The sequence below is a fragment of the Streptomyces sp. NRRL WC-3605 genome, assembly GCF_001509795.1.
GTDB classification, from domain to species: Bacteria; Actinomycetota; Actinomycetes; order Streptomycetales; family Streptomycetaceae; genus Streptomyces; species Streptomyces viridochromogenes.
The window spans coordinates 1-7,009 of record NZ_LLZN01000109.1 but is presented as its reverse complement, the minus strand read 5'-3'; the positions used below and the strand labels follow the sequence as shown (position 1 = coordinate 7,009).

Below are 7,009 nucleotides of genomic sequence, written 5' to 3'. Positions count from 1 at the left end.
CCACCAGCCCGCTGCCCCACCACCCGGCCCTGCGCGACCCCCGCGCAATCGCCCCACAGTCCTACGGCGCGCTCGATGCCCGCCTCGCCCGGCGCGCCCTGGCCGCCGTACTCGCCGACGAGCGACTGCCCGAGGACTGGATGGAGGAGATCACCGCCCCCGGCGAGGACGACGAGGACGAACAGCGCGCCTACACCCGGCTGCTGACCGCCATCGGCGACTACCGGCGCCGCCACCACCGCGCCGGCCCCGACGTGCTCGGCCCGCGCCCGGCGGGCCTGGACGGCGAGGAATGGGGACCACCTCACCGACGCCATCGACCTGTACACCCACGCCCGCGTCCAACGCCGCCTGGAACAGATCCGGGCCCACACCACAGCCGAACGCGCCGCCCTTCTCCCACCGACCTCGCCGCTGCACCCTCAACTCCCCAACGACACACCCAGACCCGCACCGGGCTCCCCGGGACGCTGAAAGCGGGCAACCGAACGGGCCTGCGCACCTGCTGCAGGTCCCGGCGAACGACCACCTGTCAGGGCGTGAGCAGGCTGACCTGCGGGGAGGACCTGGCTGCCGTCGAGCGCACACCCCGGTCGCCTGGTCGAGGTCGAGCAAACGGCCGTAACCGAGACTCCGCGACTGCGCGCTGTGTGAGTAGCAGGCGAAGCGCCGGCGCAGGTGCAGATCCGCAGGACGCTCAGGGCGTCGCCCCCTTCGCGCGTACGCAGGACGCCACGGCGAGTTGAGGAATGCCAACCGCCGCGGGTGCCTCAGCCGGAGGAGGTGGGCTGGGGCTGCCATTCGATCAGCAAAATGGTGGCATCGTCGGTCAGCTTGTCGCTGTGGTGGTCGAGGATGTCGTGGATGAGCAGTCGCAGGATTTCCGCGGGCCGCTGTCCGGCGGCGGCGGAACGGATGATGAAGTCGGCGAACCGGTCGAGGCCGAACTCGTCGCCGCCCCGGCGAGCCTCGATGACGCCGTCCGTGTAGAGCAGCACCCGGTCTCCGGGTTGCAGGGTCGTCTCGTGCACCGTGCGTGCGGCGGTGGACCCGAACAGGCCGTGCAGGCCCATGGGCGGTTGCGGCGGGCTTTCCAGTGCCTTGTCGAGCACCCGCTGGTCACGGATCAGCAGGGGAGCGGGGTGGCCACAGTTGCTCCAGCGCAGCACCCCGGTGTCGGCGTCCAGCCGGCACACGACGCCGGTGCAGAACTGGTCGGGCAGCCACTGGGCGAGAGCCTGGTCGACGGATTCGATCATCTCGGGAAGGTCGGCGCGGGAGCGGCGCGCGTTGCGGCAGCAGGCCAGCGCCACCGCCGTGGTCAGGCCGGAGGCCAGGTTGTGGCCCATGGAGTCGAAGATGGCGGCGTGAAGGATGTTGCGGGTCAGCGAGTGGTCGAAGGCGTCCCCGCCCAGGTCGTAGGCCGGCTCCAGCACGCCGGTGGAGATGACCGACGCAGTGCCGATGCTGCGGGGCGGCAGGAAGGCGCGCAGCATTTCGGTGTGCGGGTGCGGGTGCGGGCCACGAACCAGTCGCTGTAGGTCCGTTTGGAGGTGACGACCAGCGAGAGCGTGTGGGCCAGCAGATGGCAGCGGCGCAGCCGCACGGCGTCCATCGACGCCGACCGTACGCCCAGCACGCCGAGGCGTTCCGCACCGTCGACCAGGGGCACCCAGACGAGCAACTCACCCTGTTCCTCCTCGATCCGCACCGAGACCGTGCGGTAGGTCCATCCGGCCTTGCTGCCGTCCACCGGCAGCGTGTCCTGCTCGTCGAGCGGGACCAGGATGCGCTGCTGCAGATCGACCAAGTAGACGGTCGCGCCGCTCAGTCCCATCGCCCTGGCACAACGGTCCACCAGACCGGGCAGCTGGTAGGGGATGATCGCGTGGACGTCGGCAAGCATCCTCTCCAACAGCTGTTCGTCCAGGCCCAAAGCGGCCGTCTGGTCGGGTCCGTCCCTCACGACATCACCTCACTCCCTCGACCCCACTCTCACACCGTTCGGAGCCGCGGACCCACCGACCTCGCAGCAGACGGAGCAACCATTCCCTGCCGGACCGCAGTGGGAGATCTGGCGCGAGAGACGGACTTCTCGAGGTTCGAGGCCCGCAACCTGGACGAGATCCTCGAACTGCATGCCACGACTCCACACCACGCGAGACGCTTCCCGCTGCTCCAGCGTCGGCCCGTCGAGGTTGGCGGGGGAGCCACACTGCCCGGCTCGCCGGCCGCCCACCTGGAGAGGGGAGGGCCTGGAAATCGAGGCGCATCATGCCCCGATTTTCACTCCGTTGCCTGAAAAACCGCAGGTCAGCCCGGAGGTAGCTCTAGCGCCACCTCCGGAGGTTGCGTGTCACCGGCGCCGTCTCGCCGCGCGCGTACGTCCGCGCACCGGCGCCGCCTCCCCGAAGGGCACCGCACGGCCCGTCGGGCGACCTCCAACAGTGCCCGTCAGCGACCAGACGCCGGCCGCACCGCCGTGGTGCACCCGCACCTCACGGTCCCCCTCGGCGATCCCGCTCACCCTCTCAGCCAAGAGTTCCTGCTCCCGCTCCCGGGCCAGCTGCACCCGCCCCACTCGCGCGCGACGATGACGACCACCATGATCACAAGGCCACTCACCCCCTCAGGTCCCCACATCCCCCTGGACCATCTCCACCGCCCCGTTCCTCGTCGAAGCAGGCGGCCGGCGGCCGGGCGTCTCGTCGCCCGGCCCAGGCCCGCTCCCTTCCCGGGCCTCGTCCCGTCTCACGGGACGTGCTTCAGGTCGGTCGCCTTTCGGTTCCCGCCGGGCGGACCTGTTGCGGTGGCCCGGCCGTGGAGGTGATCGGCGCGGGCATGCTGCCGCCCAGCCGCCGCCCCTGGGCCGCGCGGCACCCACTGCCGAGCCGAAGGTCTCCTCGATGAACGAGCAGCCCCACCCTTTCCCCGACGACTTCCGTGCCTGGCTGGCTGAGCGAGGTCAGGACGCGTACGCCCTGGTGTGGGTGGGCGAGGGCAGTGAGCCGGCCGGTTTCGAGGACAGTGGGGCTCCCCGGGTCGGGGAGAGCGGGATCGCCCGCGCGGACGCCGACCTCACCCGCATCGCATTGCACGAGGTCACCCACGGACGGGCCGAGACGCTGCGCCGCTGGCTTCAACTGGACGACGGCGTACGGCACCTGGCCGTCCTCACGGCCGAGTTGGGCGTTCTGCGCGAGCACACCCCTGGCGAACTCGCCGCCGAGTTGATGCGTGATCCGGCCGGTGACGAGGCCCGTTTCAGCGAGCAACTGGCCGGCTGGTTCTACCGCAGGAACGCCGAGGCGCAGCAGGGACTCGAGCTGGGGTGGATCGCCGCGGCCGCCGCCTGGGCCTGTCACATGCGCGCCCTGGCTGGCTGTCCGCCGCCCTCCGTCCTTACCCCGAGCCTTCAGCGCGCCGGAGAACTCGACGATCCAACCGCCGACCTGGTGGTCACCACAGCACTCAAGGTCGTCGAGCTGATCGACCGCCTGGAGCTCGCCTACCGCACTCGCACCGAGCTGGTCGAGGACTGGCACGCGGTCGAGCCCCTGGCCGCCGACGTCCCGGCCCTGGCGCCCATGGCCGTCTGGCTGCTCGACCAGGCCGCCCTGCGCGATGCGCACGCCCAGCAGCTGCGGGCGGTCCTCGAGCCCGACCTCACGGACTACGTGGGCGACCGGCGAGCCGGCGGCACCCTCCTGGGCACCGCCCCGGTCCTCGACGAGGCGCGTACCGTGCACCTGGCCCAGGCCCGCGAGGCCGTCCGCGCCTACACCGCCGCCGCCCACTCGGGCCGCGAGCCGGACGCACGCCAACTCCTCGACGCCTTCCCGGTCCCCGCCCGCGCCCGCTCGCGCCGGTCGCCGCCGCCCAGACCCACAGCCGCGTCATCGAGGCCTTCGGCACCCTGGAGAGCGCGGCCCAGACGCTGGAGGGCCAGATCCACTACCAGCTCCAACAGCCCGTCACCGCCCATCGCCGCGCCACCACAGGCGCCGAGAGCGACCTGCTCAACCGCGCTCTCGGCGCACTGGAGCACACCCGGGCTGCCGGCGCCGCCTTCGACGAGGAGGACATACGCGCCCGCCTGCAGGAAGTCATGACCCGCCCCGCCACCGCGGCCGCCGCAGGCCCGGCGGCGCCCACCGGCCACGCCGCCGCCCACGCCCAGGCCCTGGCCGCTGGGCCCGCTGCTTCCGGGCTGGACCGCGGACCTGCATCCTGAGCGGCGTCATCCGCCTCCCGCCCCACGGATCGACGGTCACCGAACAACTTTCCCTCTCTGTCTTGATGCAGCAACCCACCCCTGGGCCTCGCCTGTCCTGCCTCTCGCGTCGGAGCTCAGCATCGAGCCAAGGCTGCCTCGCTGTCGGGCAGTTGCCGTTATGACGGTGGTCGAGGCTGCGGTCTGAGATGGTGCTATTCGGCCCGCCACCAGCCCTGTCCGACATGCCAGTCCCTCACCCAGCGCAGGAAATGGCCCTCGGGCTGATCGGACGGGGAGCTGGGATAGGGTGCGGCGCATCCGTCTTTGAGCCACCACACCCGACCGCGTTGCGGCCCGGTCACCACCAGCGTCCAGTACTCGCCGGACCTGTCGCTGCCCAGCAGTACAGAGCCGTGCTGGTAGGTGTGGTGCAACAGAGTTGAGTGCCGGGTGTGGTCGTAGTAGTCGTACTCCCACTGCCATTCTTCCTCGAGCGGGAAGGGCTGACCGGGCATGCGTGCAGTGGTGCCATCGAACGGCTCCGGGCTCATCCAGTAGTCCGCTTCCCAGACGGCCCAGCTGTCTGGTTTCTCTCCCAAGGGCAGCAGGCCACCCTCGTCAGGCGGACCGTCGTCTGTACCGTTCGCGATCTCGGCCACGAAGGTGCGATAGGGCTCAGGCAACACCACGCCGTGCCTGCGCTCCCATGCCCGAACCGCCTCCCAGCCCAAAGGGCAGTGGCGGACCTCCGCTGGAAAGGTTTCGCGCAGGAGGGCTATCGCACCCGCAGTCGCATCATTCACGCCCTACAGGTACCACCGGTCACCGACATTCTGACCTCCGGCCTCAGGAGGCAGCGGGCTCAGCAGACGTGAGTTGAGCCGATGGCTCGCGTGACGGAATGATCCGTCCGATCACCGGGCCAGGGGGTGAGAGGTGCGGCAGCGGCCGTCCGTCTCGCCGGAAGCGTCGTTGAGTGCGCCGTCGTGGGCCTGCTGGGCTTTTCGCCGTGGCGGCTGGGCCCCTCCTTCGCCGCCGGCGTCGCCCGTCCGCCGTCGCCTGCCCCCTGGGCCTCGGCGCACGGGCGGCGGTCTTCTTCCGCACCCCACACTTCCCCCCGTTGCAGAGGCAGGCAGGCGATGGCCCATGCCCAGGTCCGTGATGTCCCCCGCACCACAAACGCGCCGGCCCGCGCACCGCAGCCGTCACCACTGCCCGCTGCGGCGGCAGACCCGAAGCATCACCTGCGCACCCCGCCGACCTTCCGTGCCGCGCTGGGTCATCGGTACTGCGGCCGTCCGCTGATCGGCTCGGTCACCGGACGCCTGTCGCTGGGCATGGTGCCCGTCGCGCTGATCCTGGCGGCACAGGCGGACGGTCACTCCCTGGCGCGCGCGGGTGTGCTGGCCGCGCTCTACGGCATCGCCCCGGCACTCGGCCTGCCGCTGCTGGGACGGCTGGCGGACCTGCGCGGGCCTGCTCCTGCCCTGCTGCCTCGGCGCCGCCCTGGTCGCCGTCGCGCTCGGCACCCTGGCCGTGGCGGGCACCGCCCACCTGCCGCTGGCCGCCGGGTGCGCGGTCCTGGCGGGGGCGGGATGCCCGCCGCACTCCGCATGCTCCTGGACGAAGCCACCAGGAGCGGTGCACGGACCGTGGTCGCGGACACCAAAGCTCACAACACGGCGGCGCTCACAGCGTTGCGCCGCAATGGCGCGCAAATCATCACCAGCCAGGACACTGTCGAGGTGCACGCTGCGTTGATGCCGAATGAGATGCCGCCGCCACCGCCGACCGCGAACCTGTGAAACAGCGGGGGGTGGGCGCCCGGTGTGAAACTGGCCGGGCGCCCGCCTCTCTGCTTTGCGACGCGGGGAAGAACGCGTGGGACAATTCGAGGAACACGGAACCGGTTACAAGGCCGATATCGACATCCGGGTCGGCCCGGCGCATTCCGCTTGGAACTGCCGGGCGTTCGCAGCGACACTGCGCGCTGATGTGGAGCGCGTCCTGGGCATATCCTTCCAGGTGACCGACGACGGACGGGATCCCACAGGGGGCTACCGCTTCTGGTTCGAGAACGACGAGATGAGCGTGCATGTGATCGTGGACGATCCCGAAGAGGGGTGGCCCCTGGACAAGGTCCCCGCGACCGCCTTGCCGATCTCGCGGTCCGAGCAGGTGGCGACCTGGGAAATCGCCGAAAAGCTGCACGACGGACTGAACGCCCTCGACACGTACCTGCTGATCGCGTTGGATCAGTTCGGCACGCCCGTCACCGCCAACTTCGACATCGGCGACGACTGGTGAGTCGCCTTGCGCGCGCAGCCGGATGGACGGCGGCCGTCGCCGGGCTGGTGCTTGTCACCGGCTGCGGAGACACCGTTGAACACCCCGCCCGATCCGCCGCCGTGCCCTCGACGCAGGCGCCCTTCGGGCAGGACACCGTACGTCAGGAGATGGACGCTGCCGTCGTGGCGGCCGGTCTCCCCGAGGGAGAGACCGAAGCGGGCTTCCCGAAGCCCCGCCACTCGGCCGGAGCGGCGGCCACGCAGAGGGAGCAGAAGGTGGCAGCCCTCGCGGCCCGGCTGTCACCCTGTGTGGTCACCTGGTCGTCCGACGACGCCACGGGCGCCTCCGAGGCAACCGCTGCCAGGGCCCGTCGGCAGTTCGCCGCCATGCTGGCCGACCTGGGCACCCACGGCTGGAAGGAGACGACGCCCACCGAGGACGTGCCGACGGAGAACGGCGGTGTCTACGTCATGGCCACGTACAAGAAGCGGGGCTGGATCCTGA

Annotated in this window: 5 protein-coding genes and 2 pseudogenes; 4 read left to right on the top strand and 3 right to left on the bottom strand. The window is 71.0% G+C overall.

Annotation, left to right across the window (positions count from 1 at the left end; genetic code table 11):
* Both ADL34_RS36300 and ADL34_RS32460 read right to left on the bottom strand, forming a co-directional pair.
* On the bottom strand, positions 1–308 hold a 308-nt coding region (locus tag ADL34_RS36300), incomplete at its 3' end, for a hypothetical protein (protein WP_159039015.1).
* Positions 309–770: 462 nt separating this feature from the next.
* A pseudogene (locus tag ADL34_RS32460) lies at positions 771–1,906 on the bottom strand (PP2C family protein-serine/threonine phosphatase).
* A 1,000-nt stretch (positions 1,907–2,906) separates the two neighbouring features.
* On the opposite strand from ADL34_RS32460, the gene ADL34_RS32455 reads away from it, so the two are divergent.
* Entirely contained in the window at positions 2,907–4,112 is a 1,206-nt protein-coding gene (locus tag ADL34_RS32455) for a hypothetical protein (protein ID WP_234375158.1), read from the top strand.
* Between the two features lie 316 nt (positions 4,113–4,428).
* Here ADL34_RS32455 and ADL34_RS32450 read toward each other — a convergent pair whose 3' ends face one another.
* Positions 4,429–5,019 (bottom strand): SMI1/KNR4 family protein, encoded by a 591-nt coding sequence (locus ADL34_RS32450; RefSeq protein ID WP_063892386.1) that lies wholly within the window; start codon positions 5,017–5,019, stop codon positions 4,429–4,431.
* A 336-nt stretch (positions 5,020–5,355) separates the two neighbouring features.
* Here ADL34_RS32450 and ADL34_RS35395 point away from each other — a divergent pair, with 336 nt between their 5' ends.
* From ADL34_RS35395 to ADL34_RS32430, 3 genes and pseudogenes are all read left to right on the top strand, one after another.
* Positions 5,356–6,021 (top strand): hypothetical protein, encoded by a 666-nt coding sequence (locus ADL34_RS35395; RefSeq protein ID WP_234375157.1) that lies wholly within the window; start codon positions 5,356–5,358, stop codon positions 6,019–6,021.
* A gap of 76 nt (positions 6,022–6,097) precedes the next feature.
* Positions 6,098–6,523 carry a hypothetical protein gene (locus ADL34_RS32435; RefSeq protein ID WP_159039013.1) on the top strand — a complete coding sequence of 142 codons (426 nt, stop codon included), beginning with the start codon at positions 6,098–6,100 and terminating at the stop codon, positions 6,521–6,523.
* A gap of 101 nt (positions 6,524–6,624) precedes the next feature.
* Positions 6,625–7,009: pseudogene (locus tag ADL34_RS32430) on the top strand (hypothetical protein); the annotation flags it as partial.

What these genes read in the sequence shown, in the direction of transcription:
- ADL34_RS32455 (WP_234375158.1), top strand. Translation starts at nt 2,907, where the DNA reads ATGAACGAGCAGCCCCACCCTTTCCCCGACGACTTCCGTGCCTGGCTG.
- ADL34_RS35395 (WP_234375157.1), top strand. Translation starts at nt 5,356, where the DNA reads ATGGCCCATGCCCAGGTCCGTGATGTCCCCCGCACCACAAACGCGCCG.